General features: G+C 59.7%; 27 protein-coding genes. 25 read left to right on the plus strand and 2 right to left on the minus strand.

The features are described from left to right. Positions 1-52 precede the first annotated feature (52 nt). From GKN89_RS21715 to GKN89_RS21765, 11 genes are all read left to right on the plus strand, one after another. Positions 53-388, plus strand: coding sequence for a zinc ribbon domain-containing protein YjdM (locus GKN89_RS21715; RefSeq protein ID WP_004939967.1), 336 nt, complete (start codon positions 53-55; stop codon positions 386-388). Positions 389-622: 234 nt separating this feature from the next. Further along, a complete protein-coding gene (locus GKN89_RS21720) occupies positions 623-1678 on the plus strand; it encodes a PhoH family protein (RefSeq protein WP_154747750.1) in 1056 nt (351 codons plus the stop codon). Beyond that, complete coding sequence (gene ybeY / locus GKN89_RS21725) at positions 1675-2148, plus strand: rRNA maturation RNase YbeY (RefSeq protein ID WP_004939970.1); 474 nt, start codon at positions 1675-1677, stop codon at positions 2146-2148. Before GKN89_RS21720 ends, ybeY begins: the two co-directional genes overlap by 4 nt. An 84-nt stretch (positions 2149-2232) precedes the next feature. Next, the gene (corC, locus tag GKN89_RS21730) at positions 2233-3111 is read left to right on the plus strand and encodes a CNNM family magnesium/cobalt transport protein CorC (protein ID WP_004939973.1); all 879 of its coding nucleotides are present in this window, start codon (positions 2233-2235) and stop codon (positions 3109-3111) included. A gap of 7 nt (positions 3112-3118) precedes the next feature. Then, on the plus strand, positions 3119-4648 hold the full coding sequence (lnt, locus tag GKN89_RS21735; RefSeq protein ID WP_019454072.1) for an apolipoprotein N-acyltransferase: 1530 nt from the start codon (positions 3119-3121) through the stop codon (positions 4646-4648). 391 nt (positions 4649-5039) lie between these two features. Beyond that, entirely contained in the window at positions 5040-5936 is an 897-nt protein-coding gene (locus tag GKN89_RS21740; RefSeq protein WP_019454073.1) for an amino acid ABC transporter substrate-binding protein, read from the plus strand. 213 nt (positions 5937-6149) lie between these two features. Further along, positions 6150-6890: an amino acid ABC transporter permease gene (locus GKN89_RS21745; RefSeq protein WP_154747751.1), complete on the plus strand. Its 741-nt coding sequence runs from the start codon at positions 6150-6152 to the stop codon at positions 6888-6890. Further along, entirely contained in the window at positions 6890-7564 is a 675-nt protein-coding gene (gene gltK, locus GKN89_RS21750; RefSeq protein WP_019454075.1) for a glutamate/aspartate ABC transporter permease GltK, read from the plus strand. Before GKN89_RS21745 ends, gltK begins: the two co-directional genes overlap by 1 nt. Continuing rightward, positions 7564-8289, plus strand: coding sequence for an amino acid ABC transporter ATP-binding protein (locus GKN89_RS21755; RefSeq protein WP_019454076.1), 726 nt, complete (start codon positions 7564-7566; stop codon positions 8287-8289). Before gltK ends, GKN89_RS21755 begins: the two co-directional genes overlap by 1 nt. A 113-nt stretch (positions 8290-8402) precedes the next feature. Further along, positions 8403-9335, plus strand: a complete 933-nt coding sequence (gene rihA / locus GKN89_RS21760) for a pyrimidine-specific ribonucleoside hydrolase RihA (RefSeq protein WP_154747752.1) — start codon at positions 8403-8405, stop codon at positions 9333-9335. 148 nt (positions 9336-9483) lie between these two features. Continuing rightward, positions 9484-10188, plus strand: coding sequence for an FMN-dependent NADH-azoreductase (locus tag GKN89_RS21765; protein WP_154747753.1), 705 nt, complete (start codon positions 9484-9486; stop codon positions 10186-10188). A 40-nt stretch (positions 10189-10228) separates the two neighbouring features. Here the strand turns inward: GKN89_RS21765 and GKN89_RS21770 are convergent, their stop codons facing one another. Next, positions 10229-10711 (minus strand): zinc ribbon-containing protein, encoded by a 483-nt coding sequence (locus tag GKN89_RS21770; RefSeq protein WP_019454079.1) that lies wholly within the window; start codon positions 10709-10711, stop codon positions 10229-10231. 285 nt (positions 10712-10996) lie between these two features. On the opposite strand from GKN89_RS21770, the gene leuS reads away from it, so the two are divergent. The 13 genes from leuS to lipA all read left to right on the plus strand — a co-directional run bounded on the left by leuS (position 10997) and on the right by lipA (position 24498). Then, a complete protein-coding gene (leuS, locus tag GKN89_RS21775) occupies positions 10997-13579 on the plus strand; it encodes a leucine--tRNA ligase (RefSeq protein ID WP_025160042.1) in 2583 nt (860 codons plus the stop codon). 14 nt (positions 13580-13593) lie between these two features. After that, on the plus strand, positions 13594-14154 hold the full coding sequence (lptE, locus tag GKN89_RS21780; RefSeq protein WP_063918890.1) for an LPS assembly lipoprotein LptE: 561 nt from the start codon (positions 13594-13596) through the stop codon (positions 14152-14154). Continuing rightward, entirely contained in the window at positions 14151-15185 is a 1035-nt protein-coding gene (gene holA / locus GKN89_RS21785) for a DNA polymerase III subunit delta (protein WP_019454082.1), read from the plus strand. Before lptE ends, holA begins: the two co-directional genes overlap by 4 nt. Next, on the plus strand, positions 15175-15837 hold the full coding sequence (gene nadD, locus GKN89_RS21790; protein ID WP_063918888.1) for a nicotinate-nucleotide adenylyltransferase: 663 nt from the start codon (positions 15175-15177) through the stop codon (positions 15835-15837). The genes holA and nadD overlap by 11 nt, the downstream gene beginning before the upstream one ends. A gap of 194 nt (positions 15838-16031) precedes the next feature. After that, positions 16032-16349 (plus strand): ribosome silencing factor, encoded by a 318-nt coding sequence (rsfS, locus tag GKN89_RS21795; protein ID WP_016928774.1) that lies wholly within the window; start codon positions 16032-16034, stop codon positions 16347-16349. A gap of 3 nt (positions 16350-16352) precedes the next feature. After that, positions 16353-16823 carry a 23S rRNA (pseudouridine(1915)-N(3))-methyltransferase RlmH gene (gene rlmH / locus GKN89_RS21800; protein ID WP_004940002.1) on the plus strand — a complete coding sequence of 157 codons (471 nt, stop codon included), beginning with the start codon at positions 16353-16355 and terminating at the stop codon, positions 16821-16823. A gap of 38 nt (positions 16824-16861) precedes the next feature. Continuing rightward, on the plus strand, positions 16862-18757 hold the full coding sequence (gene mrdA / locus GKN89_RS21805) for a peptidoglycan DD-transpeptidase MrdA (RefSeq protein ID WP_019454084.1): 1896 nt from the start codon (positions 16862-16864) through the stop codon (positions 18755-18757). An 8-nt stretch (positions 18758-18765) separates the two neighbouring features. Next, positions 18766-19878: a peptidoglycan glycosyltransferase MrdB gene (gene mrdB / locus GKN89_RS21810; protein ID WP_004940006.1), complete on the plus strand. Its 1113-nt coding sequence runs from the start codon at positions 18766-18768 to the stop codon at positions 19876-19878. A 10-nt stretch (positions 19879-19888) separates the two neighbouring features. Continuing rightward, complete coding sequence (gene rlpA / locus GKN89_RS21815; protein ID WP_019454085.1) at positions 19889-20974, plus strand: endolytic peptidoglycan transglycosylase RlpA; 1086 nt, start codon at positions 19889-19891, stop codon at positions 20972-20974. Positions 20975-21154: 180 nt separating this feature from the next. Further along, the gene (gene dacA, locus GKN89_RS21820) at positions 21155-22366 is read left to right on the plus strand and encodes a D-alanyl-D-alanine carboxypeptidase DacA (protein ID WP_019454086.1); all 1212 of its coding nucleotides are present in this window, start codon (positions 21155-21157) and stop codon (positions 22364-22366) included. A 104-nt stretch (positions 22367-22470) separates the two neighbouring features. Then, positions 22471-22737: a DUF493 family protein YbeD gene (ybeD, locus tag GKN89_RS21825; protein WP_004940012.1), complete on the plus strand. Its 267-nt coding sequence runs from the start codon at positions 22471-22473 to the stop codon at positions 22735-22737. Between the two features lie 134 nt (positions 22738-22871). Continuing rightward, positions 22872-23540 (plus strand): lipoyl(octanoyl) transferase LipB, encoded by a 669-nt coding sequence (lipB, locus tag GKN89_RS21830; RefSeq protein WP_025160045.1) that lies wholly within the window; start codon positions 22872-22874, stop codon positions 23538-23540. After that, complete coding sequence (gene lipA, locus GKN89_RS21835; protein ID WP_025301835.1) at positions 23533-24498, plus strand: lipoyl synthase; 966 nt, start codon at positions 23533-23535, stop codon at positions 24496-24498. The genes lipB and lipA overlap by 8 nt, the downstream gene beginning before the upstream one ends. A gap of 94 nt (positions 24499-24592) precedes the next feature. On the opposite strand, the gene tatA is transcribed toward lipA, so the two are convergent. Then, entirely contained in the window at positions 24593-24811 is a 219-nt protein-coding gene (tatA, locus tag GKN89_RS21840; RefSeq protein ID WP_019454089.1) for a Sec-independent protein translocase subunit TatA, read from the minus strand. A 218-nt stretch (positions 24812-25029) separates the two neighbouring features. Here tatA and GKN89_RS21845 point away from each other — a divergent pair, with 218 nt between their 5' ends. Beyond that, positions 25030-26097, plus strand: a complete 1068-nt coding sequence (locus tag GKN89_RS21845; RefSeq protein ID WP_019454090.1) for a diguanylate cyclase — start codon at positions 25030-25032, stop codon at positions 26095-26097. The last annotated feature ends 1 nt before the right edge of the window (position 26098 follow it).

Genomic DNA, 26098 nt, shown 5'->3' on the forward strand with positions numbered 1-26098 from the left:
CGCCCGGTGATTTTCTTTTTTTATTTTTTTATTGTTGAAGAGGCGACATAACATGCAACTCCCACACTGCCCGAAGTGCAACTCCGAATACACCTACCAGGACAATGCCCTGTTCATCTGCCCTGAGTGCGCCCACGAGTGGAGCGACAGCGCCCCGGCGGAAGACCAGGACGCGCTGATCGTCAAAGACGCCAACGGCAACCTGCTGGCGGACGGCGACGCGGTCACCGTGATCAAGGACCTGAAGGTTAAAGGCAGCTCCTCGATGCTGAAGATCGGCACCAAGGTGAAAAACATTCGCCTGGTGGAAGGCGATCACAACATCGACTGCAAAATCGACGGCTTCGGCCCGATGAAGCTGAAATCCGAGTTCGTGAAAAAGAACTGATTTCCGCCGGCCTTGTTCTGTGATGACGCGGCGGGCTTTGCGCCCCGCCGCGTTTTTTCCTTATCTTCCCTTGAATTCCGCCGGCGGCGCACAGATAGATCAGCGGTAAACTTGCGCCGTTGCGGCGCACCATGAATAATTCAAGAAAGAGAGTATTCAGGCTCGTCCTGAACGCGCGCGTCCCGGACGCGCTATGTGACATCAACCAGGCCCGATGTGACCTAGAGGAATAGTTTGAACGTCGCAACACAAGAAATTTTGTTAGAGCCCGCAGACAACCAGCGTTTGCTCAGCCTGTGCGGCCCGTTTGATGACAACATCAAGCAGCTCGAGCGCCGATTGGGCATCGAAATCAATCGCCGCGACAACCGTTTCAAGCTGGTCGGCAAGAACCTGTGCGTGGTCGCCGCCGCCGATATCCTGCGCCATCTGTACGTGGATACCGCGCCAATTCGCGGCGTGATCCCGGATATCGATCCGGAGCAAATCCATCTGGCTATCAAAGAGAGCCGGGTGCTGGAACAGGTCGCCGACAGCGTGCCGGATTACGGCAAGGCGGTCACCATCAAAACCAAGCGCGGCATGGTGAAACCGCGCACGCCTAACCAGGCGCAATACATCGCCAACATTCTCGATCACGACATCACCTTCGGCATCGGCCCGGCGGGTACCGGCAAAACCTACCTGGCGGTCGCCGCTGCGGTGGATGCGCTGGAGCGTCAGGAAATTCGCCGCATTCTGCTGACCCGCCCTGCGGTCGAAGCCGGCGAAAAGCTGGGCTTCCTACCGGGCGATCTGAGCCAGAAGGTCGATCCTTACCTGCGCCCGCTGTACGATGCCCTGTTCGAAATGCTGGGCTTCGAGCGCGTGGAGAAGCTCATCGAGCGCAACGTGATCGAAGTCGCGCCGCTGGCCTACATGCGCGGCCGCACGCTTAACGACGCCTTTATCATTCTGGATGAGAGCCAGAACACCACCATCGAACAGATGAAGATGTTCCTGACGCGCATCGGCTTCAACTCGAAGGCGGTCATCACCGGCGACGTCACCCAGATCGACCTGCCGCGCAACCAGAAATCCGGCCTGCGCCACGCGGTGGAAGTGCTGTCGGACGTGGAAGAGCTGAGCTTCAACTTCTTCCACAGCGAAGACGTGGTGCGCCACCCGGTGGTGGCCCGCGTGGTCATCGCCTACGAGGCCTGGGAAGCGGCCGAACAGAAGCGCAAAGACACGATTGCCGAACAACGTAAGCGCGAGGCGCTCGCCGCCTCCGAGCAGGAGACACCATGAGTCAGGTGATTTTGGATCTGCAGATTGCCTGTGAAAGCAGCGACGGCCTGCCGGATGAAGCCACTTTCCAGCGCTGGCTGGAAGGCGTGCTGCCGCAATTTCAGGAAGAAGCCGAGGTGACCGTGCGTCTGGTAGACGAAGCGGAAAGCCACGAGCTGAACCTGACCTACCGCGGCAAAGACAAGCCGACCAACGTGCTCTCTTTCCCGTTCGAGGCCCCGCCGGGCATCGAGCTGCCGCTGCTCGGCGATCTGATCATCTGCCGCCAGGTGGTTGAACAGGAAGCGATTGAGCAAGGCAAGGCGCTGGAGGCACACTGGGCGCATATGGTTGTCCACGGCAGCCTTCATCTGCTAGGGTATGACCACATCGAAGACGATGAAGCCGAAGAAATGGAGTCTTTGGAAACCGAAATCATGCACGGACTGGGCTATCCTGATCCGTACCTGGCGGAAAAAGACCCCGTCTGACGTCAGCCGTGTATCCCACAGCCCCCTGCGGGGCTGTCGCTGACGCCCCTTAACTCTGACATGAGTGACAGTAACGAAAACGCCATGAGCGACGACCATTCACAAAGCAATGACAGCCCCAGTCCCAAGAAGGGGTTCTTTACTCTTATCCTTAACCAGCTGTTCCACGGCGAGCCCAAAAACCGTGGCGATCTGGTCGAGCTGATCCGTGATTCCGAACAAAACGACCTGATCGATCCCGATACCCGCGACATGCTGGAAGGCGTGATGGATATCGCCGAGCAGCGCGTGCGCGACATCATGATCCCCCGCTCCCAGATGGTGACGCTCAAGCGTAACCAAACGCTGGAAGAGTGCCTGGACGTGATTATCGACTCCGCCCACTCGCGCTTCCCGGTGATCAGCGAAGACAAAGATCACATCGAAGGCATCCTGATGGCCAAGGATCTGCTGCCGTTCATGCGCGCAGACTCCGAGCCGTTCAGCATCGACAAGGTGCTGCGCACCGCGGTGGTGGTGCCGGAAAGCAAGCGCGTCGACCGCATGCTGAAAGAGTTCCGCTCCCAGCGCTACCACATGGCGATTGTCATTGACGAATTCGGCGGCGTGTCCGGCCTGGTCACCATCGAAGATATTCTGGAACTGATCGTCGGCGAGATCGAAGACGAATACGACGACGAAGACGATCTGGATATCCGCCAGCTCAGCCGCCACATGTATACCGTGCGGGCGTTGGCGCCGATCGAAGACTTCAACGAAGCCTTCGGCACCCATTTCAGCGACGACGAGGTCGATACCATCGGCGGTTTGGTGATGCAGGCCTTCGGTCACCTGCCGGCGCGCGGGGAAACCATTGAAATCGAAGGTTACCTATTTAAAGTTGCCATGGCCGACAGTCGACGTATCATCCAGGTTCATGTAAAAATTCCGGACGATTCTCCACCACCGAAACTGGAAGATTAAATCCAACATGGCTAAAGCCTCATTGCTTGAACGCCAGCGGGTTCGCGCCCTGCTGGCGCTGTTGTCAGGCGCCGGCGGGACGCTGGCGTTCTCCCCCTACGATTTCTGGCCTGCAGCCATCGTCTCCCTATTCGGCCTGCTGGCCGTTACCCTCAATCGCACCACCAAACAGTCCGCCCTGCTCGGCTTTATCTGGGGCTTCGGGCTGTTCGGCAGCGGCATCAACTGGGTGTATGTCAGCATCGCCGATTTCGGCGGCATGCCGTTCGCCGTCAACGTCTTCCTGGTGGTGCTGCTCGCCGCTTACCTGTCGCTGTATACCGGGCTGTTCGCCGGGCTGCTGACGCGCCTGTGGCCGGCTACCCGCTGGTGGCGGCTGGCCATCGCCGCACCGGCGCTGTGGCAGGTAACCGAATTCCTGCGCGGCTGGGTGCTGACCGGCTTCCCCTGGCTGCAGTTCGGCTACAGCCAGATCAACGGCCCGCTGAAGGGCATCGCGCCGCTGCTGGGCGTCGACGCCATCACCTTTATGCTCATGTCCATCGCCGGCCTGCTGGTGTACGCCGTCAATCAGCGCCGCCTCTCGGCTGCGGTGATCGCCGCCGCGCTGCTGCTGTTGCCGTGGCCGCTGCGCCAGCTGCATTGGTTTACTCCGCAGCCGGATAAAGCGGTGAACGTCGCCATGGTGCAGGGCAACATTCCCCAGTCGATGAAGTGGGATCCGAGCATTCTGCTCAGCACGCTGCAAACCTATCTGGATGAAACGCGCCCTTATATGGGCAAAGCGCCGATCATCATCTGGCCAGAATCCGCCATCCCTGACTTCGAGCCGCGTCAGAACGGCTTCCTGACCATGATGGATGACTTGATGCGGGCGAAGAACAGCAGCCTGATCACGGGGATTGTCGATGCGCGCGCCACCCCGCAAGGCGTGCAGGAATACAACAGCGCCATCGTGCTCGGCGAACCGACGCCGTACAGCTACCCGGCCAAAGATCGCTACAACAAGCACCACCTGGTGCCGTTTGGCGAATTCGTGCCGCTGGGTGAGCTGCTGCGCCCTATCGCACCGTTCTTCAATCTGCCGATGTCCGGTTTCAGCCGCGGCGACTATGTACAGCCGCAGCTCAGCGTGCGCGGTTACAACCTGACGGCGGCGATCTGCTACGAGATCGTGCTGGGCCAGCAGGTGCGCGATAACTTCCGCCCGGACACCAACTTCCTGCTGACCATCTCCAACGACGCCTGGTTCGGCCACTCCATCGGTCCGTGGCAACACTTCCAGATGGCGCGCATGCGCGCGCTGGAGCTTGGCCGGCCGCTGCTGCGCAGCACCAATAACGGCGTTACCGCCGCGGTGGACGCCAACGGCGAGGTGATCGCCGAAATCCCGCAGTTCACCCGCAAGGTGCTCGAAGTGAAGGTCACGCCGACCACCGGCGTCACGCCTTACGCGCGTTTCGGCGGCACGCCGCTGTGGGTGATCACCCTGCTGCTGGGCGGTTGGGCGTTGATGCTGGGCCTGCGCCGCAAATAGTCCTCTTCGCCGGGGCGCGCCCGCCGCGCCCCGCGTTCCCGTCAATATTCCTCCCCGGTTAGAAAACGCCGTTAAATCAACGCGGCTGGCACACTCCTTGCTTTATCTATGGCGACCTCGCGCGCCGGTTTACTTTTGCTGACGTTTTGTCGCACCCGTGCACATTTTGGGTGCATCTGACGCACCGCACGGGTGCTTCAGGGTTTTGTTGCATTGATTTGGTGCGCGCGGCGTCTCAAAAAATGAAACATTTTAGTTTCAAGGTATTCACAATCGGTTATTTTTTAACGGCTATCTGTTCTAAGACTATCTTTATAATTTGAGCAATAAATAGTCGATTTAACCTGACGCTCTTTAGTCAGAGCCACCACAACAGCAAAGGAGTTGGACCATGCAAATGCGTAAATTGGCGTTATCGTTACTGCTGCTCGGTGCGGCAGGTAGCGTGGCGCACGCGGAAGACCTGACCGGTACGCTGAAGAAAATCAAAGACAATGGCGTGATCGTTGTCGGCCACCGCGAATCGTCAGTGCCCTTTTCCTACTACGACAACCAACAAAAAGTTGTGGGCTACTCTCAGGACTACTCCAACCAAATCGTTGAAGCTGTTAAGAAAAAGCTTAATGCACCGAATCTGCAGGTGAAAATGCTGCCGATTACCTCGCAGAACCGCATTCCGCTGCTGCAAAACGGCACCTATGACTTCGAGTGCGGCTCCACCACCAATAACCTCGAGCGCCAGAAACAGGCCGCCTTCTCCGACACCATTTTCGTGGTCGGCACCCGCTTGCTGGTGAAGAAAGGCTCCGACATCAAAGACTTTAAAGACCTGGCCGGCAAACCGGTGGTCGTTACCTCCGGCACCACCTCCGAAGTGCTGCTGAACAAGCTGAACGACAGCGACAAAATGAACATGCGCATCATCAGCGCCAAAGACCACGGCGACTCCTTCCGCACCCTGGAAAGCGGCCGCGCGGTGGCCTTTATGATGGATGACGCCCTGCTGGCGGGTGAGCGCGCCAAGGCCAAGAAGCCGGATCAGTGGGAAATCATCGGCACGCCGCAGTCGAAAGAAGCTTACGGCTGCATGCTGCGTAAAGACGATCCTGCGTTCAAGAAACTGGTCGATGACACCATCGTCCAGGCACAAACCTCCGGCGAAGCGGCCAAGTGGTTTGATAAATGGTTCAAGCAGCCTATTCCACCGAAAAACCTCAACATGAACTTCGAACTGTCGGACGACATGAAGCAGCTGTTCAAAGAACCTAACGACAAGGCATTGAACTAAATAGAATGACAGCCGGAGCGGCCGCCAGGCCAAACCGGCCCAGTTGATGACTGGGACAGACAGGTATGAGGGGGGCCGTTCCCCTCCCTCATTTTCCCCAAGGCGCATCACCGACCTCCGCACACAATAAGCCAGCCAGACTGGCCGCGCGGCGATCGGCGCTCATCAAGTCATCAATCTTCGGCGCTCTGCGCCCGTTTACCGGAGTTTGTTATGTCAATAGATTGGAACTGGGGTATCTTCCTGCAGCAGGCCCCGTTTGGGAACACCACATACCTCGGCTGGATCTGGTCCGGCTTTCAGGTCACGGTGGCCCTCTCCGTCTGTGCATGGATTATCGCTTTCTTCGTCGGTTCGCTGTTCGGTATCTTGCGTACCGTACCCAACCGCTTTCTTTCCGCCCTCGGCACCTGTTACGTCGAACTGTTCCGCAACGTGCCGCTGATCGTGCAATTCTTTACCTGGTATCTGGTGATCCCCGAACTGTTGCCGGCCAATATCGGCATCTGGTTTAAAAGCGAGCTGGATCCCAACGTGCAGTTCTTCGTCTCCTCCATGCTCTGCCTGGGGCTGTTTACCGCCGCCCGCGTTTGCGAGCAGGTGCGCGCCGCCATTCAATCCCTGCCGCGCGGCCAGAAAGCGGCCGGGCTGGCGATGGGCCTGACGCTGCCGCAAACCTACCGCTACGTGCTGCTGCCGAACGCCTACCGGGTGATCGTGCCGCCGATGACCTCGGAGATGCTCAACCTGGTCAAAAACTCCGCCATCGCCTCAACCATCGGGCTGGTGGACATGGCCGCACAGGCCGGCAAGCTGTTGGATTACTCCGCACACGCCTATGAGTCCTTTACCGCCATCACGCTGGCTTATATCGGCATCAACGCCGTTATCATGCTGTTTATGCGTCTGGTCGAAAAGAAAGTGCAGTTGCCTGGCAACCTGGGGAGTAAATAATGTACGAATTTGACTGGGCGTCGATCGTCCCAAGCTTCCCTTTCCTGCTGCAGGGCATGGCGATCACGCTGAAGATCACCGTGACCGCCATCGTGGTCGGCATCCTGTGGGGCACCGTGCTGGCGGTGATGCGTCTGTCGCCGTTCAAGCCGATCAGCTGGTTCGCCACCCTGTACGTCAACCTGTTCCGCTCGGTGCCGCTGGTGATGGTGCTGCTGTGGTTCTATCTGGTGGTTCCAAGCTTATTACAACAGGTTCTAGGGTTGTCGCCGAAAACCGATATTCGCCTGATCTCGGCTATGGTAGCCTTTTCCCTGTTTGAAGCGGCCTATTACTCGGAAATCATCCGCGCCGGCATTATCAGCATCTCGCGCGGCCAATCCTCCGCCGCGCTGGCGCTGGGCATGACCCACTGGCAATCCATGCGGCTGGTGATCCTGCCGCAGGCGTTTCGCGCCATGGTGCCGCTGCTGCTGACTCAGGGCATCGTGCTGTTCCAGGATACGTCGCTGGTTTACGTTCTGAGCCTGGCCGACTTCTTCCGCACCGCATCGACCATCGGCGAACGCGACGGCACCCAGGTTGAAATGATCCTGTTCGCCGGCTTTGTCTATTTTGTTATCAGCCTCGCCGCCTCGGCGCTGGTAAGCTATTTGAAGAAAAGGACTGTTTGATGATATCCCTGAAAAATGTTTCTAAGTGGTACGGTCACTTTCAAGTGTTGACCGATTGCACCACCGAAGTGAAAAAAGGCGAAGTGGTTGTCGTCTGCGGTCCTTCAGGTTCCGGCAAGTCCACCCTGATCAAAACCGTCAACGGCCTTGAGCCGATCCAGCAGGGCGATATCCTGGTGAACGGCACGCCGGTCAACGACAAGAAAACCAATCTGGCGCAGCTGCGCGCCAAGGTCGGCATGGTGTTCCAACACTTTGAGCTGTTCCCGCATCTGTCGATCATCGACAACCTGACGCTGGCGCAGGTGAAAGTGCTCAAGCGCGACAAAACCGCCTCACGCGAGAAGGGGCTGAAACTGCTGGAACGCGTCGGCCTTTCCGCCCACGCCAACAAGTTCCCCGGTCAGCTGTCCGGCGGCCAGCAGCAGCGCGTCGCCATCGCCCGCGCGCTGTGCATGGATCCGATCGCCATGCTGTTCGATGAACCGACCTCGGCGCTCGATCCGGAAATGATCAACGAAGTGCTGGACGTGATGGTCGAGCTGGCGAACGAAGGCATGACCATGATGGTGGTGACCCACGAAATGGGCTTCGCCCGCAAAGTGGCGAACCGGGTGATCTTTATGGACGAAGGCAAAATCGTCGAAGACCGCAACAAAGACGATTTCTTCAACAATCCCGAATCCGAGCGCGCCAAGGACTTCCTGGCCAAGATCCTGCACTAAGTTCTCTCTATGCGCCCCGCCAGGGGCGCATCTTTTCTCCCGGCACTAAAAGCGCTTGTTTCTCCCCGGTTTTGATCCGATGCTCGCAGGATAACAAACAGAGGAGAAAGAACATGCCCCGCCCTATTATTATCGATTGCGATCCCGGCCTCGACGACGCCATCGCGCTGGCCATGGCGCTGCGTTCGCCGGAGCTGGACGTCAAAGCCATCACCACCTCTGCCGGCAACCAGACGCCGGAGAAAACCCTGCATAACGCGCTGGGTCTGTTGACCCTGATGCAGCGCGAAGACATTCCGGTCGCCGCCGGCGCCAGCGGCCCGCTGATGCGCGAACTGGTGATCGCCGACTATGTCCACGGCAAAACCGGCATGGGCAACACCCACCTGCCGACACCGACCCTCAAGCCCGACCCCCGAGGCGCCGTTGAACTGATCGCCGACCTGCTGCGCGCCAGCCCGCAGCCGATCACCCTGGTGGTGACCGGCCCGATGACCAACATCGCCCTGCTGTTGGCCCAGCATGCCGAGCTGAAAAGCCGCATCGAACGCATCGTATTTATGGGCGGCGGCATGAACGCCGGCAATACCACGCCGGTGGCGGAATTCAATATCTTCGTCGATCCCGAAGCCGCCGAAATGGTGCTGAAATCCGGCGTGCCGCTGACCATGGCCGGGCTGAACGTCACCCATCAGGCGCTGGTGCTGCCGCAGGATATCGAGCGCATTCGTCAGATAGACAATCCGGTCGCCCAGGCGGTGGCGGAGATGCTCGATTTTTATCTGCCGCTGTACCTCAGCCATCCGCGCGGCCTGCCCGGCGCGGCGATGCACGATCCCTGCACCATCGCCTGGCTGCTGGCGCCGCAGCTGTTTACCGGCGTAGAACGCTGGGTGGGTGTGGAAACCAAAGGGGAATACACCGTCGGCATGACGGTGGTGGACTATTTCCAGCAAACCGGCAAAGCGGCCAACGTGGAAGTGCTGACCGGCATTAACCGCGAAGGCTTTATCGATCTGCTGGCCGAGCGCGTAGCGCGTTATTGATCCCATCGGGGCGCGCCCGTGCCCCTCATTCAACTTTTTTGATTTAACTCAGCGAATTTTTGCGCTATCACTGTTCATGGCTTGCCTCTACCATGCGTTTACACCGACTGACATCGTTACCGATTAGACTTCGCCTGGAGATAAGCCAATGAGCCGCGTACTGGTCCTGAAATCAAGCATTCTGGGTGAATATTCCCAGTCTGGAAAATTAGTCGATTTTTTTGTTGAACAATGGCGTGAAACTCACCCTGAAGACACCTTTACCGTGCGCGATCTGGCCAACCCGACGCTGCCGGAGCTGGATGGCGAAGTGATGGCCGGTTTTACCGCCGGCGACAAACCGCTGACGCCGCACCAGCAAAGCACCCTGGCGCTGTCCGACGAGCTGATTGCCGAACTGAAATCACACGACACGCTGATCATCAGCGCGCCGATGTACAACTTCAATATCCCGACGCAGCTGAAGATCTACTTCGATCTGATCGCCCGCGCTGGTCAGACGTTCCGCTATACCTCCGCCGGCGCCGAAGGGCTGGTGACGGGCAAGAAAGCGATCGTCATCTCCAGTCGCGGCGGCATCCACGCCGACACGCCGACGGATCTGATCACGCCGTACGTGAAGCTGTTCCTGGGCTTTATCGGCATCACCGACGTTGAATTCGTGCTGGCAGAAGGCTTTGCCTACGGCCCGGAAGCGGCGGAAAAAGCCGCTCAGGACAGCCGCATCGCGGTCGCGCAGAAAATCCCGGCCGGCGTCGCCGTAGCGGCTAGCGCGCCGGCGCAGGCGAAAGCTGCCCCGGCAACCGTCAGCGGCGGTTTCCTGAGCAACCTGCTGAAGAAACTGTTCCGTTAAACGCCGGCCTTAGCGTTCCCCGCCCTGACGGGGAACGTCATCAAGGTTCAAACGGCCGGCGCTGGAACTGGTCGTGGCCGCATTTCGGGCACAGCGGCAGCACTTCCGGGGTGTAAAAAGCCAGGTGATAGTGGCATTGCTCGCACACCAGATTGCCCAGCCCCACCACTTCACCGCTGTGGTAAACGCCGTGGTGGCTGACGTCCTTGAACACCTCGCGCCACTCCAACTGGGTTTTGTCGGTGATATCCGCCAACTCCTGCCACAGACTCTCTTTGATCACCCGCATAAATACGCTGTCGGTAAATTCGTCCCGGCTCTCCTGGTAGCTGCGGGCAAACTCTTCCAGATCGCGCCGCACCGCCTGCGTCACCTGCCGCACCTCGTCGCGGGTCAGACCTTCGGCCTCGTTCAACCGCCGCTCCGCGCTGGCCACCAGGGCGTCGATATCTCGTTCACCGTTTTTCAGGCGTTCGGTCAGCGATGCCACCAATTCGCGGTAATACTGAGCAACCTTGTTCATAGACTCTCCTCGATAAACGCTGCGCCGGACTTGGCTGTAGGGATACCCCTAAGCTACTTGTTCTTATTTTAGCCGTAAATGACTGATGTCACTTGGCAAGACGCGGGATCCGCAGGTTGTGAGCCGCGTCATGGCGGCGTTTTTTTTAAATGCGCCGAGTCAGGCGCTTGGAGTTGTTGCCGGGAGGTCTTATCAGCTATGCTATGCGGATCTACGAATACTAAATGTTCATTGCGTTGCCTCTGACCGGGGCAACGGTTTACACCTACAGGACCACCGGCCGCCATGCAAGAGCAATACCGTCCAGAAGACATAGAATCGAACGTACAGCTTCACTGGCAAGAGAAGCAGACTTTCAAAGTTACCGAAGACGACAGCAAGGAAAAGTACTACTGCCTATCCATGCTGCCTTACCCGTCCGGCCGGCTGCACATGGGCCACGTTCGTAACTACACTATCGGCGACGTGATCTCGCGCTATCAGCGCATGCTGGGCAAAAACGTACTGCAGCCGATCGGCTGGGATGCGTTCGGCCTGCCGGCGGAAGGCGCAGCGGTGAAAAACAACACCGCGCCGGCCCCGTGGACCTACGACAACATCGAATACATGAAGAACCAGCTGAAACTGCTGGGCTTCGGCTATGACTGGGATCGCGAAATCGCCACCTGCCAGCCGGAATACTACCGCTGGGAACAGTGGTTCTTCACCAAGCTGTATGAAAAAGGCCTGGTCTACAAGAAGACCTCGGCGGTGAACTGGTGCCCGCACGATCTGACCGTGCTGGCCAACGAACAGGTTATCGACGGCTGCTGCTGGCGCTGCGACACCAAGGTCGAGCGTAAAGAGATCCCGCAGTGGTTCATCAAAATCACCGCCTACGCCGATCAGCTGCTGAACGATCTGGACACGCTGGAAAGCTGGCCGGAGCAGGTGAAAACCATGCAGCGCAACTGGATTGGCCGCTCCGAAGGCGTGGAAATCACCTTCGACGTGGCGGACAGCGAAGAGAAGCTGACGGTTTACACCACCCGCCCGGACACCTTCATGGGCGCCACCTACGTGGCGGTCGCCGCGGGCCACCCGCTGGCGCAACAGGGCGCGCGCAACAACCCGGCGCTGACCGAGTTCATCGACGAATGCCGCAACACCAAAGTCGCCGAAGCCGAAATGGCGACGATGGAGAAGAAAGGCATGCCGACCGGCCTGTTCGTTGTCCATCCGCTGAGCGGCGAGAAGCTGCCGGTGTGGGTCGCCAACTTCGTGCTGATGGAATACGGCACCGGCGCCGTGATGGCGGTACCGGCGCACGACCAGCGCGACTGGGAATTCGCCACCAAATACGATCTGCCGATCAAGCCGGTGATCCTGAACCTCGACGGCAGCCAGCCTGACGTGAGCGCCGAAGCGATGACCGACAAAGGCGCGCTGTTCAATTCAGGCGAGTTCGACGGCCTGGATAATGAAGCGGGCTTCAACGCCATCGCCGACAAACTGGTCGCCAAGGGCGTGGGCCAGCGTAAGGTCAACTACCGTCTGCGCGACTGGGGCGTTTCCCGTCAGCGTTACTGGGGTGCGCCAATCCCGATGGTGACGCTGGAAGACGGCACCGTAATGCCGACGCCGGAAGACCAGCTGCCGGTGATCCTGCCGGAAGACGTGGTCATGGACGGCATCACCAGCCCGATCAAGGCCGACCCTGAGTGGGCGAAAACCACCGTCAACGGCCAGCCGGCGCTGCGCGAAACCGACACCTTCGACACCTTTATGGAGTCCTCCTGGTACTACGCGCGCTACACCTGCCCGCAGTATGACCAGGGCATGCTGGATCCGGCCGCCGCCAACTACTGGCTGCCGGTCGATCAATATATCGGCGGCATCGAACACGCCATCATGCACCTGATGTACTTCCGCTTCTTCCACAAGCTGATGCGCGATGCGGGCCTGGTGGATTCGGACGAGCCGGCCAAACGCCTGCTGTGTCAGGGCATGGTGCTGGCCGACGCCTTCTACTACACCGGCAACAGCGGCGAGCGCGTCTGGGTATCCCCGGTTGACGCCACCGTCGAGCGCGACGACAAGGGCCGCATCACCAAGGCCACCGATCCGCAAGGCCGTGAACTGGTCTATGCTGGCATGAGCAAAATGTCGAAGTCGAAGAACAACGGCATCGACCCGCAGGAGATGGTGGAAAAATACGGCGCGGACACCGTGCGTCTGTTCATGATGTTCGCTTCACCGGCAGAAATGACGCTGGAGTGGCAGGAATCCGGCGTGGAAGGGGCGAACCGCTTCCTGAAACGCGTGTGGAAACTGGCCTACGATCACGTGGAAAAAGGCGCGGTACAGCCGCTGGACGTGGCGGCGCTGAACGAAGATCAGAAAGCGCTGCGCCGCGATCTGCACAAAACCATCGCCAAGGTGACCGACGATATCGGCCGCCGTCAGACCTTCAACACCGCGATCGCCGCCGTGATGGAGCTGATGAACAAACTGGCCCGCGCGCCGCAGGAGAGCGAGCAGGATCGCGCGCTGCTGCAGGAAGCGCTGCTGGCTGTAGTTCGCATGCTGTATCCGTTCACCCCGCACGTGTGCTTCACCCTGTGGCAGGCGCTGGGCGGCGAAGGCGACGTGGACACCGCGCCATGGCCGGTTGCCGACGAGCAGGCGATGGTCGAAGACTCCAAGCTGGTGGTGGTGCAGGTGAACGGCAAGGTTCGCGCTAAAATCACCGTATCTGCCGATGCGACCGAAGAGCAAGTGCGCGCGCGCGCTGCCGAAGAGCATCTGGTGGCTAAATATCTGGACGGCGTCACGATTCGCAAAGTGATCTACGTTCCGGGCAAACTGCTTAACCTGGTTGTGGGTTAACACAAGGAGGAGTTGTGCGACAACGTATTCTAACGCTGTTGCTGGGGTTGGCGGTGCTGGTCACCGCCGGCTGCGGTTTTCACCTGCGTGGCACCACGCAGGTGCCTAATGAAATGAAAACGCTGATCCTGGACAGCGCCGACCCTTACGGCCCGTTGACGCGTGCGGTGCGTGAGCAACTGCGCCTGAACGACGTGACTATCGTCAGCGATCCGAAGCGTAAAGACGTGCCTTCCCTGCGCATCCTCGGCGCGACGGAAAGCCAGGATACCGCCTCGATCTTCCAGGACGGTAAAACCGCCGAGTACCAGCTGGTGCTGACCGTACAGGCCCAGGTGCTGATCCCGGGGCATGACCTGTATCCGCTGTCGGTGAAAGTGTTCCGTTCGTTCTTCGACAACCCGCTGACCGCGCTGGCCAAGGACTCCGAACAGGAGATCATTCGCCAGGAAATGCGTGAGCAGGCGGCGCAACAACTGGTGCGCAAACTGCTGACCGTGCATGCGGCGGAAGAAGAGAACCGGCAGAAAGCCGCTGCCGTCGGCGAACGAGCGGCAAGCCAAACCGCACAATGATCCGCATTTACCCGGAACAACTTGCCGCGCAGCTCCGAGAGGGGCTGCGCGCTTGTTATTTATTGAGCGGCAATGAACCGCTGCTGCTGCAGGAAAGCCAGGATTTACTCCGGCAGGCTGCGCAACAGCAGCAGTTCAGCGAGCACTACAGCATTTCCCTCGACGCCCATACCGACTGGGACGCCATCTTCGGCATCTGTCAGGCGATGAGCCTGTTTGCCAGCCGCCAGACGCTGCTGCTGATCTTCCCGGAAAACGGCCCAACGGCGCCGATCGGCGAGCAGTTGAGCAAACTCGCCACGCTGCTGCACGACGATATTCTGTTGATCCTGCGCGGCCCGCGCCTCACCAAAGCGCAGGAAAACAGTGCCTGGTTCAAGGCGCTCAGCCCGCACGGCGCCCTCGTCAGTTGCCAGACACCGGAACAGGCGCAGCTGCCGCGCTGGGTCGCCGCACGCGCCAAAGCGATGAAGCTGGAGTTGGACGACGCCGCCAATCAGCTGCTGTGCTACTGCTACGAAGGTAACCTGCTGGCGCTGTCGCAGGCGTTGGAGCGGCTGTCGCTGCTGCACCCGGACGGCAAGCTCACGCTGCCGCGCGTCGAACAGGCGGTGAACGACGCCGCCCACTTCACGCCGTTCCACTGGCTGGACGCCCTGCTGGCCGGCAAGAGCAAGCGCGCCTGGCATATTCTGCAGCAGCTGCAGCAAGAGGACGTGGAGCCGGTGATCCTGCTGCGCACTCTGCAGCGCGAACTGCTGCTGTTGCTGACGCTGCAGCGCCGCATGGCGTCTGCGCCGCTGCGCACGCTGTTCGATCAGCACAAGGTCTGGCAGAACCGCCGCCCGCTGGTGACCCAGGCGTTGCAACGCCTGTCCGGTCCCCAGTTGCAGCAGGCGGTACAGCTGCTGACGCAAATCGAGCTGACGCTCAAGCAGGACTATGGCCAGTCGGTCTGGCCGGAACTGGAAACCCTGTCGATGCTGCTGTGCGGCAAACCCCTGGCCACGAGTTTTACCGATGCCCACTAATCCGGAACACCCCACCGTATTGCACGCGCTGTTCGGCGGCACCTTTGACCCGATCCACTATGGCCATCTGCGGCCGGTTGAGGCGCTGGCCGCCGAAGTGGGCCTGAATCGCGTCACGCTGCTGCCTAACCACGTGCCGCCGCACCGCCCGCAGCCGGAGGCCAATGCGCAGCAGCGCCTGAAGATGGTCGAGTTGGCGATCGCCGGCAACCCGCTGTTTGCGGTCGACGATCGCGAACTGCACCGCACCACCCCCTCCTACACCATCGAGACGTTGGAAACGATTCGTAAAGAGCGTGGCGCCGCCCAGCCGCTGGCGTTTATTATTGGCCAGGACTCGCTGCTGACGCTGCATAAATGGCACCGCTGGCAGGCGCTGCTGGACGTCTGTCATTTGCTGGTGCTGGCGCGCCCAGGCTATAACGATCGCATGGACACGCCGGAGCTGCAGCAGTGGCTGGAACGCCACCGCACCGCCGACCCGGCGCAGCTCAGCCGCCGCCCGCATGGCCATATCTACCTGGCCGATACGCCGGAGCTGGAAATTTCCGCCACCGAGATCCGCCAGCGCCGCCATCAGGGCCTCAACTGCGACGACCTGCTGCCCCGCTCGGTGCAGCGCTATATCGAGTTGCAGGGTTTATATCGCTAGCGAAAGGTGCGTGATATACTGCGCCGCTATTTTTCAGGTATCCGCTGAAAACCCCGGAAACCTTAGCTGGCCGGGCAGTCACCAGTTAGCTGGCTTTCAGCGGCAGCCTGCCGAAACCATTATCCGGTTACGCCGCAGCGCGCGCATTTTGCCCGCCGCAGCCGACTGAACAGAACACACCCGAGGGGGAACCTTTGCAAGGTAAAGCGCTCCAAGATTTCGTCATCGATAAAATCGATGACCTGAAAGGCCAAGACATTATCGCTCTGGACGTACAGGGCAAATCCAGCATCACCGATTGCATGATCATCTGCACCGGCACCTCGACGCGTCACGTTATGTCGATCGCCAGCCACGTGGTGCAGGAATCCCGTGCCGCAGGCATGGAACTGTACGGTATGAAAGGCCAGGAAGCCTCCGACTGGATCGTGGTCGATCTGGGCGAAGTGATCGTGCACGTGATGCAAGAAGAGAGCCGTCGCCTGTACGAGCTGGAAAAACTCTGGAGCTAAGCGGTGAAACTGCAATTGGTGGCGGTCGGCACCAAAATGCCAGACTGGGTGCAAACCGGCTTTATGGATTACCTGCACCGCTTTCCCAAAGATATGCCGTTTGAGCTGACCGAGATCCCGGCGGGCAAACGCGGCAAAAACGCCGACATCAAACGCATTCTGGACAAGGAAGGCGAACAGATGCTGGCGGCGGTGGGCAAAGGCAACCGCATCGTTACGCTGGATATCCCAGGCACGCCGTGGGAAACGCCGCAGCTGGCGCAGCAGCTTGAGCGCTGGAAGCAGGATGGCCGCAACGTCAGCTTGCTGATCGGTGGCCCGGAAGGGCTGGCGCCCGCCTGCAAAGCCGCTGCCGAGCAGAGCTGGTCACTTTCTCCGTTGACACTGCCGCATCCTTTGGTGCGCGTTCTGGTGGCCGAAAGCCTCTACCGCGCCTGGAGTATTACTACAAATCATCCTTACCACCGGGAATAGCCGGTGGTGACCGTGACAGAGTGAAATAAAGCAGCGGGATGAAAATAGAACGTAACCCTTTTCGCGACTATACGGCTGAATCCGCCCTGTTTGTACGCCGCGCCCTGGTGGCGTTCTTGGTCATCCTGGTGCTGTCCGGCATCCTGATCGCCAACCTGTATAATCTGCAAGTGGTCCGCGTCGAGGATTACCGCACCCGCTCCAACGAAAACCGCATCAAGCTGGTGCCCATCGCGCCCAGCCGCGGCATTATCTACGATCGCAACGGCACCCCACTGGCGCTCAACCGCACCATTTACCAGCTGGAGCTGATGCCTGAAAAAGTCGACGATCTCAAAGCCACGCTGCAGGCGCTGCGCCCGGTGGTCGATCTGACCGACGACGACATCACCAATTTCGAAAAAGAGCGCAAGCGCTCGCGCCGTTTCGTCTCGATTCCGGTGAAAACCGCGCTGACCGAAGTCCAGGTCGCCCGCTTTGCGGTCAATCAATTCCGCTTTCCCGGCGTGGAAGTGAAAGGCTACCAGCGCCGCTACTACCCTTACGGTTCCGCCCTCACCCACGTTACCGGCTACGTGTCGAAGATCAACGACCGTGATGTCGAGCGCCTGGACAAAGACGGCAAGCTGGCCAACTACGCCGCCACCCACGATATCGGCAAGCTGGGCATCGAACGCTACTACGAAGACACGCTGCACGGCAAAACCGGCTATGAAGAGGTCGAGGTCAACAACCGCGGCCGGGTGATCCGCCAGCTGCACGAGCAGCCGCCTTCCGCCGGTCAGGACGTTTACCTGACGCTCGATCTCAACCTGCAGCGCTATATCGAACAGCTGCTGGTCGGCAGCCGCGCCGCCGTGGTGGTGAGCGATCCGCGCACCGGCGCCATCCTGGCGATGGTGTCTAACCCGAGCTACGATCCGAACCTGTTCGTCGACGGCATTTCCAGCAAGGACTATCAGGGGCTGCTGAACGATCCGAATCGCCCGCTGATCAACCGCGCTACGCAAGGGGTCTACCCACCCGCCTCGACGGTGAAACCTTACATCGCGGTGTCGGCGCTGAGCGCCGGAGTGATCACCAAGAATACCGTGGTGTTCGATCCCGGCTGGTGGCAACTGCCCGGCTCGGAAAAACGCTTCCGCGACTGGAAAAAATGGGGCCACGGCCGCCTGAACGTCACCAAGGCGCTGGAAGAATCCGCAGATACCTACTTCTATCAGGTCGCCTATGACATGGGGATCGATCGGCTGTCGAGCTGGCTGACCAAATTCGGTTACGGCCAGTACACCGGCATCGATCTGGCCGAAGAGCGCTCCGGCCTGATGCCGACGCGCGAATGGAAGCTGAAACGCTATAAGAAACCGTGGTATCAGGGCGACACCATTCCGGTGGGCATCGGCCAGGGTTACTGGACCGCCACGCCGATCCAGATGGCCAAGGCGCTGAACACCCTGATCAACGATGGCACGGTCAAAACGCCGCACCTGCTGCAGAGTACCCGCGTCAACGGCGCGCTGGTGCCGTTCAAACAGGAAGAAGACACGCAGATCGGCGATATTCACTCCGGCTTCTGGGAAATCGCCAAAGACGGCATGTACGGTGTGGCCAACCGTCCGAACGGGACGGCGCGCAAATACTTTGCGGACGCACCTTATAAAGCCGCGGCGAAATCGGGCACCGCACAGGTCTTCGGTTACGAAACCTACAACGCCCACAAACTGGCGGAACACCTGCGCGATCACAAGCTGATGACCGCCTTCGCGCCGTTCAACAACCCGACGGTGTCGGTCGCCATCATCCTGGAAAACGGCGGCTCCGGTCCGGCGGTGGGCACCATCACCCGCCAGATCCTCGACCACATCATGCTGGGCGACAACAATACGCAATTGCCAAGCGAGGCTCCGCTGCCGCCTGGCGTAGAAGGTGACTAAGGTAGAACATGACTGAAAGCCAACAAAAAGGCTCGATCTGGACCAAAATCCACATCGACCCGACGTTCCTGCTGCTGATCCTGGCCCTGCTGGTCTACAGCGCCTTCGTGATGTGGAGCGCCAGCGGCCAGGACATCGGCATGATGGAGCGCAAGATCGGGCAGATCGTCATGGGGCTGATCGTGATGGCCGTCATGGCGCAGATCCCGCCGCGCGTCTACGAAAGCTGGGCGCCCTATCTGTATATCTTCTGCGTGATTTTGCTGATCCTGGTGGACGCCTTCGGGCAGATCAGTAAAGGCGCCCAACGCTGGCTGGATCTCGGCGTGGTACGCTTCCAGCCGTCGGAAATCGCCAAGATCGCCGTGCCGCTGATGGTGGCGCGCTTTATGAACCGCGACGTCTGCCCGCCTTCACTGAAAAACACCGCCATCGCGCTGGTGCTGATCTTCCTGCCGACGCTGCTGGTGGCCGCGCAGCCGGATCTGGGCACGTCTATCCTGATCGCCGCCTCCGGCCTGTTCGTGTTGTTCCTGTCCGGCATGAGCTGGAAGCTGATCGCCGTCGCCGCCGTCGCGCTGGCGGCCTTTATCCCGGTGCTGTGGTTCTTCCTGATGCACGGCTATCAACGCGACCGCGTAATGATGCTGCTCGATCCGGAGAGCGACCCGCTCGGCGCCGGATACCACATTATTCAATCGAAGATCGCCATCGGCTCCGGCGGCCTGTCCGGCAAGGGTTGGCTGCACGGCACCCAGTCGCAGCTGGAGTTCCTGCCGGAGCGCCATACCGACTTTATCTTCGCCGTTCTGGCCGAAGAGCTGGGGTTGATCGGGGTGTTGGTGCTGCTGGCGCTCTACCTGCTGGTGATCATTCGCGGGCTGATGATCGCCGCCAAGGCGCAAACCACCTTCGGCCGCGTGATGGTCGGCGGCTTGATGCTGATTTTGTTCGTTTATGTCTTTGTTAACATCGGTATGGTCAGTGGCATTTTGCCGGTAGTTGGCGTACCTTTGCCTCTGGTCAGTTACGGGGGTTCGGCGCTGATAGTGTTGATGGCCGGTTTCGGCATCATCATGTCGATCCACACGCATCGGAAAATGCTGTCTAAAAGTTTATAAGAGGTGAGTAATGCGTAAGGAATGGCTTTGGATCGGCGTCGCGGCGGTGTTGCTCTCCGCCTGTACCGCCCCGACCACGGAACAGCAGGCGCCACAGCAGCCGTACAACGGCCCGGTGGTGGAAATCGGTGGCGTCGAGCCTCAATATGAACCCTATAACCCTAATAACATGCAGGATTATAAGGTTAATGGCGATACTTACCGCATCGTAAAAGATCCGCAGAACTTCTCGCAGACCGGCCTGGCGGCCTGGTACGGCGAAGAGGCCAACGGCAACACCACGGCGCTGGGCGAGCAGTTCGATCCTAACGGCCTGACCGCGGCGCACCCGACCCTGCCGATCCCCAGCTATGTGCGCGTCACCAACCTGGCCAACGGCCGTCAGCTGGTGGTACGCGTCAACGATCGCGGGCCTTATACCAAAGGCCGCATCATCGATCTGTCGAAAGCCGCCGCCGACCGCCTCAACCTGTCCAACAACACCAAGGTCAAGGTAGATTTCATCAACGTGGCGCCGGACGGCACGCTGAGCGGCCCTGGCACCATCGGCACCATCGTGGCGAAACAGAGCTACGCCCTGCCGGCGCGCCCGGATCTCGGCTCCAGCGGCATGGGCACCCCGATCCAGCAGGACGTGCCGGTCGCCAGCGGCGCGGCGGTGCGCCCGATCGATAACAGCACTCTGCGCACCGACGACAATGCCCCAGCCGCCGGCGGCAACGCCGCAAACGGCCGCGGTGGTTTCCTCGGCGCGCCAAGCGCAGTACCGGCCGGCGTGCTGGAAGGCTCCGAGCCTGAAGCCGCTTCGGTGGCCGCACCGGTTGCGGCCGGCGCCACCGCCGCTGCCGGCATGGCTGCCGCCTCTTCCTCAGGCGGTTACGTGGTGCAGGTCGGCGCGCTGAGCAGCGCCGAGCGCGCCCAAAGCTGGCAGCAAAGCCTGAGCCAGCAGTTTGGCGTCCCAGGCAAAGTGGCGGCCAACGGCAACGTTTATCGCGTTCAGCTCGGCCCATTCAGCAGCCGTCAGCAGGCGGCCCAGCTGCAACAACGCCTGGCCAGCGAAGCGCAACAACAGTCTTTCGTTACTGCTGCACCCTGAGCATTAAGCCCGGCGGGCATTCACGGCCGATAAGCGGTTATTTAGCTGAAACATTTTCTTGCAGCTAAAAGTGCACTAACCGCAATTAGGCAGATGAATGGGTAATGCCTGCCGGGATCGCATCTGCTATAGTGTGGCTCGTTTTTTAACTTTACTTTCACGGATGTTGTAGTCCCGATCATGAAACAAGTAACTTCTTTTCGCTTAATCAAGAGCATCGCATTCGGCACCGTTATCGCAATGGGCGCAGCCTCCGTCGCGCATGCCGATGACGTTAACCTCAAAACCATGATCCCAGGTGTCCCGCAGATCGATGCGGAAGCGTACATCCTGATTGATTACAACTCCGGCAAAGTGCTGGCCGAGATGAACGCCGACGCGCGTCGCGATCCGGCCAGCCTGACCAAAATGATGACCAGCTACGTCATCGGCCAGGCGCTGAAAGCCGGCAAAATCGGCCAGGACGACATGGTGACCGTCGGCCAGGACGCCTGGGCGACCGGCAACCCGGTGTTCAAAGGCTCCTCGCTGATGTTCCTGAAGCCAGGCGATCGCGTGCCGGTCTCCAAACTGACCCGCGGCATCAACCTGCAGTCCGGTAACGACGCCTGCGTGGCGATGGCCGACTACGTTGCCGGCAGCCAGGACGCGTTCGTCAACCTGATGAACACCTACGTCAACAAGCTGGGCCTGCAGAATACCCATTTCCAGACGGTGCACGGCCTGGATGCCCAAGGGCAATACAGCTCGGCGCGCGACATGGCGTTGATCGGCCAGGCGCTGATCCGCGACGTGCCGGACGAATACGCGATTTATAAAGAGAAAGAGTTCACCTTCAACAATATCCGCCAGATGAACCGTAACGGTCTGCTGTGGGACACCAGCCTGAACGTCGACGGCATCAAAACCGGCCACACCGACGCGGCGGGTTACAACCTGGTGGCTTCGGCGACCGAAGGCCAGATGCGTCTGATCTCCGCCGTGCTGGGTGGCCGCACCTACAAAGGCCGTGAAACCGAGAGCAAGAAACTGCTGACCTGGGGCTTCCGCTTCTTTGAAACCGTGGCGCCACTGAAAGTCGGTAAAGAGTTCGCCTCCGAGCCGGTCTGGTTCGGCGACGCCGATCGCGTTGAGCTGGGCGTGGACAAAGACGTCTACCTGACCATCCCGCGTGGCCGCATGAAAGATCTGAAGGCCAGCTATGTGCTGAACACGCCGGAAATTCACGCGCCGCTGGCGAAAAATCAGGTGGTCGGCACCATCAACTTCCAACTGGACGGCAAAACCATCGATCAGCGTCCGCTGGTGGTGATGAACGAAGTGAAAGAAGGTGGTTTCTTCAGCCGCATCGTGGACTATATCAAACTGATGTTCCACCACTGGTTCGGTTAACGGTTGAAACGGGCAAAATTGCCCCCATATACTGAATAACATTAACTCCCGCCCCGGCGGGAGTTATAATTTATAGATTAGCTAGCACTCTGGAGCGCACGCACATGCAAAAAACTAAACTGAACGAACTGCTCGAATTCCCTTGCTCGTTTACCTACAAGGTGATGGGCCTGGCGCAGCCTGAGCTGGTTGACCAGGTAGTTGAAGTGGTGCAGCGCCATGCACCGGGCGATTACAACCCGCAGGTTAAGCCAAGCAGCAAAGGCAACTACCACTCCGTCTCCATCACCATCAACGCCACTCACATCGAGCAGGTCGAAACCCTGTACGAAGAGTTGGGCAACATTGAAATTGTTCGCATGGTGCTGTAATTCCAGCATAAACCCCTGCTTATCAACCCGGGATGGCGCAGCGTCTTCCCGGGTTGCGCATTTTTGGTCAGCGAAAGGCTGGTCGCAGGCCGGAGCGCCCGGTATAATGGCTTTACCACTTCTGTAACCTGACGATGACTCTTTTGCAACCAGACAAGATCATTTTGCGTCAGCTGGGGTTGCAGCCCTACGCGCCTGTATCCCAAGCCATGCATAACTTCACCGACGGTCGTACCGAGAGCACGCCGGACGAACTGTGGCTGGTGCAGCATCACCCGGTGTTCACCCAGGGCCAGGCCGGCAAAGCCGAGCACGTACTGATGCCCGGCGATATCCCGGTTGTCCAGAGCGATCGCGGCGGCCAGGTGACCTATCACGGGCCGGGCCAGCAGGTGATGTACGTGATGGTCGATCTGAAACGCAGCAAGGTCGGCGTACGCCAATTGGTCACGGCGATAGAAGATACGGTTATCAACACCCTCGCCCACTTCCGTCTCGAATCGCGCGCCCGCCCGGATGCGCCGGGCGTGTACGTGGGGGAGCAGAAAATCTGTTCGTTGGGTTTGCGGATCCGCAAAGGCAGCTCATTCCACGGCCTTGCCCTGAATGTGGCGATGGATCTCAGCCCTTTCCAACGCATCAACCCTTGCGGTTACGCCGGCATGCAGATGACGCAGGTCAGCGCGCTGGCGCCCGGCGTTGGCATTGAAGACATACACCCAATCCTGGTACAGGAATTTGTTCATTTACTCGGCTACCAGACGGTCGAGCTTCGTAACTGGAACCTGCACGATTATGAGTAAACCAATTCAGATGGAACGCGGCGTCAAATACCGCGATGCTGACAAAATGGCGCTGATCCCGGTCAAAACGGTGGTCACCGAACGGCAGGAGCTGTTGCGTAAACCCGAGTGGATGAAGATCAAACTGCCTGCCGACTCAACGCGCATTCAGGGCATCAAAGCCGCGATGCGCAAGAACGGCCTGCACTCCGTCTGTGAGGAAGCCTCGTGCCCTAACCTGTCCGAGTGCTTCAACCACGGCACCGCCACCTTTATGATCCTCGGCGCCATCTGTACCCGCCGCTGCCCGTTCTGCGACGTGGCCCACGGCCGCCCGATCGCGCCGGACGCCAACGAGCCGGAAAAGCTGGCGCAAACCATCGCCGACATGGCGCTGCGTTACGTGGTGATCACCTCGGTTGACCGCGACGATCTGCGCGACGGCGGCGCTCAGCACTTTGCCGACTGCATCTCGGCCATCCGCGCCAAGAGCCCGAACATCAAAATCGAAACGCTGGTGCCGGACTTCCGCGGCCGTATGGACCGCGCGCTAGAGATCCTCACCGCCACGCCGCCGGACGTATTCAACCACAACCTGGAAAACGTGCCACGCGTATACCGCCAGGTGCGCCCGGGCGCCAACTACGAGTGGTCGCTGAAGCTGCTCGAACGCTTTAAAGAAGCGCACCCGGATATCCCGACCAAGTCCGGCCTGATGGTCGGCCTTGGGGAAACCAACGCGGAAATCGTCGAAGTGATGCGCGATCTGCGTCGCCATGGCGTGACCATGCTGACGCTGGGTCAATACCTGCAGCCAAGCCGTCACCACCTGCCGGTGCAACGCTACGTCAGCCCGGCCGAGTTTGACGAGATGAAAGAAGAAGCGATGGCGATGGGCTTCACCCACGCCGCCTGCGGTCCGTTCGTGCGTTCGTCTTACCACGCCGATCTGCAGGCCAAAGGGATGGAAGTGAAATAACGCGTAATAGTTTGTTACGCTAAAGACGGCGGAAACGCCAAAAAACGGATGTCCGCAAGGCATCCGTTTTTTTATTGTGCGCCATCAGACGGGATTAAACGTCTTTCTTTTCGACGCTCTGCTGAGCGGATTGGCTCTCGGCGGCGTTGTTGCCGGCGGCCGGCGGTGGTGTGCTGTCGTCGCCCACGGCTTTTTTAAAGCCTTTCAGCGCCGCGCCAAGATCGGCGCCGAGCGTGCGCAGTTTGCTGGTGCCGAACAGTAAAATCACCAACACCGCAATCACCAGAAGTTTGGTAATGCTGATACCTTCCATACTCACCTTCTTATCATAGAGCGCTGCGTGAACAGCGAGAAAAACTGACCTTGCCTGCGAATATTTAGCGACTTTCCCCCGGCTCGCACAACCGCAACATGTAACAGAGTGAGATCCGTCGCAGGAATGCCACACGGTTTCACGGCGTGAATACCAGACTATTCTTAGTTTATCACCCGCATGATACGCTGCCGTGAGACTCATCAGGGAGATGCCGGATGTATATTGCCCCACCCATTTTCGATGCCCGAAAATCCGGCCTCAGCTTCGCCAAGCGCACCTATCTGCCCCGCGTGGCCGGTTTGGGACTTGGCTTTATCTGCGTCTGCGCCGCGCTCTACCCGCTGGCTCCGCCAACGGCAGTCTGGCTCTTGCTGGCCTTTCACGGCTTTCTCTGGCCGCATCTCGCCTACCGCCTGGCCTGCCGCGCCAAAGATCCGTTCAAAGCCGAAATTCGCAACCTGTTGATCGACTCCGCTTTCGGCGGCGTCTGGGCGGCGATGATGGCGTTCAATGCGCTGCCTGCGATTGTCATCCTGTCGATGATGAGCATGAACAACATCGCCTCGGCCGGCAAAACGCTGTTTGTGAAAGGATTGATGATTCAGCTGGCCGCCGCGGCGATCGCCGGCGCGCTGCTCGGTTTCCCGTTTCACCCGCAAAGCACCCCGCTGCAAATCTATCTGTGCCTGCCGATGATCTATCTGTATCCAACGCTGCTTGGTTTGGTGACCTACCGCACCGCCAAGCGGCTGGCGGAAAAGAAACAGGAGCTGCAGCGTATCAGCACCCGCGATGGGCTGACCGGTTTGTACAATCGCCGCCACTGGGAGCATCTGCTGCATCGCCAGTTTGACAGCTGCCGCCGCTATCAGGACAGCGCCACGCTGATTCTGATGGACATCGATCGCTTCAAAACCATCAACGACACCTTCGGCCATGCGCTGGGGGACGAAGCCCTGGCGGCGCTGGCGGAAGAGCTGCTGATCGGCTTACGCAACGTGGATATCGTCGGGCGTTACGGCGGGGACGAATTTGGCGCGGTACTGCCGAACACCAACGCCGAACAGGCGACAACCGTCCTGCAGCGCATTCAGCAACGGCTGGACGCCGTCAGCTTCAAAGAGGCGCCTCAGCTACGGCTGCAGATCAGCGCAGGCATCGCCAACTACCACCCTGAGTTGGGCGGTTATCTGGACTGGCTGAAAGCCGCCGACGGCGCGCTCTACCGGGCGAAGCAAAACGGCCGCAACCGGCTGGAAACGGCGACGCCGACGGGTGGCTAGC

This window comes from Serratia sp. YC16 (genome assembly GCF_009707615.1).
Classification (GTDB): domain Bacteria; phylum Pseudomonadota; class Gammaproteobacteria; order Enterobacterales; family Enterobacteriaceae; genus Serratia; species Serratia surfactantfaciens.

Bases quoted from the DNA above. Each gene is read 5' to 3' on its own strand.
- GKN89_RS21715 (WP_004939967.1), top strand. From the start codon at position 53: ATGCAACTCCCACACTGCCCGAAGTGCAACTCCGAATACACCTACCAG.
- ybeY (WP_004939970.1), top strand. From the start codon at position 1,675: ATGAGTCAGGTGATTTTGGATCTGCAGATTGCCTGTGAAAGCAGCGAC.
- corC (WP_004939973.1), top strand. From the start codon at position 2,233: ATGAGCGACGACCATTCACAAAGCAATGACAGCCCCAGTCCCAAGAAG.
- lnt (WP_019454072.1), top strand. From the start codon at position 3,119: ATGGCTAAAGCCTCATTGCTTGAACGCCAGCGGGTTCGCGCCCTGCTG.
- GKN89_RS21740 (WP_019454073.1), top strand. From the start codon at position 5,040: ATGCAAATGCGTAAATTGGCGTTATCGTTACTGCTGCTCGGTGCGGCA.
- GKN89_RS21745 (WP_154747751.1), top strand. From the start codon at position 6,150: ATGTCAATAGATTGGAACTGGGGTATCTTCCTGCAGCAGGCCCCGTTT.
- gltK (WP_019454075.1), top strand. From the start codon at position 6,890: ATGTACGAATTTGACTGGGCGTCGATCGTCCCAAGCTTCCCTTTCCTG.
- GKN89_RS21755 (WP_019454076.1), top strand. From the start codon at position 7,564: ATGATATCCCTGAAAAATGTTTCTAAGTGGTACGGTCACTTTCAAGTG.
- rihA (WP_154747752.1), top strand. From the start codon at position 8,403: ATGCCCCGCCCTATTATTATCGATTGCGATCCCGGCCTCGACGACGCC.
- GKN89_RS21765 (WP_154747753.1), top strand. From the start codon at position 9,484: ATGAGCCGCGTACTGGTCCTGAAATCAAGCATTCTGGGTGAATATTCC.
- GKN89_RS21770 (WP_019454079.1), bottom strand. From the start codon at position 10,711: ATGAACAAGGTTGCTCAGTATTACCGCGAATTGGTGGCATCGCTGACC.
- leuS (WP_025160042.1), top strand. From the start codon at position 10,997: ATGCAAGAGCAATACCGTCCAGAAGACATAGAATCGAACGTACAGCTT.
- holA (WP_019454082.1), top strand. From the start codon at position 14,151: ATGATCCGCATTTACCCGGAACAACTTGCCGCGCAGCTCCGAGAGGGG.
- nadD (WP_063918888.1), top strand. From the start codon at position 15,175: ATGCCCACTAATCCGGAACACCCCACCGTATTGCACGCGCTGTTCGGC.
- mrdA (WP_019454084.1), top strand. From the start codon at position 16,862: ATGAAAATAGAACGTAACCCTTTTCGCGACTATACGGCTGAATCCGCC.
- mrdB (WP_004940006.1), top strand. From the start codon at position 18,766: ATGACTGAAAGCCAACAAAAAGGCTCGATCTGGACCAAAATCCACATC.
- rlpA (WP_019454085.1), top strand. From the start codon at position 19,889: ATGCGTAAGGAATGGCTTTGGATCGGCGTCGCGGCGGTGTTGCTCTCC.
- dacA (WP_019454086.1), top strand. From the start codon at position 21,155: ATGAAACAAGTAACTTCTTTTCGCTTAATCAAGAGCATCGCATTCGGC.
- ybeD (WP_004940012.1), top strand. From the start codon at position 22,471: ATGCAAAAAACTAAACTGAACGAACTGCTCGAATTCCCTTGCTCGTTT.
- lipB (WP_025160045.1), top strand. From the start codon at position 22,872: ATGACTCTTTTGCAACCAGACAAGATCATTTTGCGTCAGCTGGGGTTG.
- lipA (WP_025301835.1), top strand. From the start codon at position 23,533: ATGAGTAAACCAATTCAGATGGAACGCGGCGTCAAATACCGCGATGCT.
- tatA (WP_019454089.1), bottom strand. From the start codon at position 24,811: ATGGAAGGTATCAGCATTACCAAACTTCTGGTGATTGCGGTGTTGGTG.
- GKN89_RS21845 (WP_019454090.1), top strand. From the start codon at position 25,030: ATGTATATTGCCCCACCCATTTTCGATGCCCGAAAATCCGGCCTCAGC.